Here is a 1,855-nt window from a genome sequence, read left to right on the forward strand (position 1 = left end):
CGTCGGCGTTCCCGGGCGGCCCGTCCTGTCCGTCCGGCCCGTCGTCGGGCGTGGCGCCGCCCGGCGCGCCCTTCTCCGACGGGCGCGGCGCCGGGGGGCGTTCGGGCGGGCCGGTGGCGGTGGTCGTGGTGGCCGGGCCAAAGACTCCGGAGGGTGCCGGCAGCACTCCGGTACCGGCCAGGACCGCCGCACCGCCGACCATGCCCGCGGCCAGTGCGGCGGCCAGTCCGAAGCGCACGGAGCGCGTCCGGCGGGACGTGCGTCCGGCTCCGGACCGGTCCGCGGGCGGGACGCCGATCCTGACCAGGCCGACGTCGGCGCCCCGCGCGGCCCCGGCCCGGGGCCCGACGGGCACGGCTTCGGCGGCCCGGTCCGTCCGCTCCTCGCGGGCCTCGCGGAAGGCGGCCAGCGCGGCGGCCTCACCGGGGAGTTCCCCGCCGGCCGGCGGGGGCGGGGCGGACAGCGCGCCGAGTGCGCGCGCGAGCCGTTCGGCCTGATCGTTCCCGGCCGGGCCGGCAGCTTCGGGTGACTCCCCGTTCAGCAGTCGCTCCGCCGTTTCGCGGTTCAGCCACCTGTACTGCTCGTCGGCCATCACATGTCCTTCTGCGTCCGCGCTCGCATATGCGTCACACTCGCGGACGTCACCGCAGGGCGGCGTGGTTCTCTCGGGGGCGGGAGGGCGTCGAGCACCCCCGCGGATTCCGGATGTCCCTCCGGATCGCCGTCGAGCATCTCGGCCAGCCGTCTCAGGCCCCGGTGCGCGGCCGTGCGTACGGCACCCGGCCGCTTGCCCAGCGTCTCGGCGGCGGTCCTCGCGTCGAGCCCCACGACCACCCGCAGGACGACGGCCTCGGCCTGGTCCTGCGGCAGCCGTGCGATGAGGGCGAGGGCGTCGTCGGTGGCCATCGCCTCGATGGCCTGGTCGGCGGTGTCGGACTCGGCGGGCCGTCCGGTCAGTTCGGTCTCGTCGCCGCCGATCGCGGGGCGGCGCCCGCGCATGCGGATGTGGTCGAGGGCCCGGTTGCGGGCGATCCGGGCGGCCCAGCCGCGGAACCGGTCCGCGTCACCGCTGAACCGCCGCAGGTCCCGGGCTATCTGCAGCCACGCCTCGGACGTCACGTCCTCGGCGTCGGGTTCGCCCACCAGGGTGCGCACGTATCCCAGGAGCCGGGGGTGCACGGCCCGGTACACCGTCCGGAACGCGCTCTCGTCCCCGTCCTGCGCCGCCTCCACCGCAGCCGTCAGCTCCGCGTCGTCCCCCAGCACCGCGCGCGCCCTTCTGCGCCTGAGCCGGCACCGCCTGCGCGGACCGGGTTCTCGCCGTCATGGTTCCTTCGTGTTCTCGGCCGCCCACGGTGGTTGTGGTCGTCTGCCCTCGGACGGCTGGCGCGAAAGGCACGTTACGACCTCAAACCTCTCCCCGTCCATGTTCGTCGCCTATCCCGTGCATGATTCAACGAACCTGTGACCCGGGCGGTGTGACGGAAAACGCACCCGTGGCGCTGTAGGGGTTACGGGCCGCCGCGCGGCCCGTGCCGCGCGACGGCCGGGGCCTCTCCTGTGGGGGGTGGCGGCCCCGGCCGTTGCCTCGGCAGGCGGGGACTACGGCTTCCGGCCGCCGTCCGGCCCGGCGGACGCGCCCCGACGAACACCCGCTCCGTTGCCCGGACCACCGGTGCCGCGGCCGGGGTCGACCGCGTCGGCGGGCCGGTCCCCCGCCGCACCGGTGCCACCGGACTCCGTGCTTCCCGACGCCGGTTCCGCACCGCCCGACGCCGGCCGCGACCGCCCGCCGCAGGGGGTCCCGGCATCCGCCGCACCTCCCGCCGTCCCGGAGGACCGGTTCCGGGCGGCC

At 76.8% G+C, this 1,855-nt stretch carries 1 protein-coding gene and 1 pseudogene; both read right to left on the reverse strand.

Going from position 1 to position 1,855, the window contains the following annotated elements; all coding sequences use genetic code 11:
• A pseudogene (locus tag AOK18_RS27020) lies at positions 1 to 592 on the reverse strand (hypothetical protein); the annotation flags it as partial.
• Entirely contained in the window at positions 592 to 1,266 is a 675-nt protein-coding gene (locus AOK18_RS27025; RefSeq protein ID WP_055574883.1) for an RNA polymerase sigma factor, read from the reverse strand. The gene AOK18_RS27025 and the pseudogene AOK18_RS27020, both read right to left, overlap by 1 nt.
• Between the last annotated feature and the right edge of the window lie 589 nt (positions 1,267 to 1,855).

Origin of the sequence: Streptomyces prasinopilosus (genome assembly GCF_001419695.1) — a bacterium.
GTDB lineage: Bacteria > Actinomycetota > Actinomycetes > Streptomycetales > Streptomycetaceae > Streptomyces > Streptomyces prasinopilosus.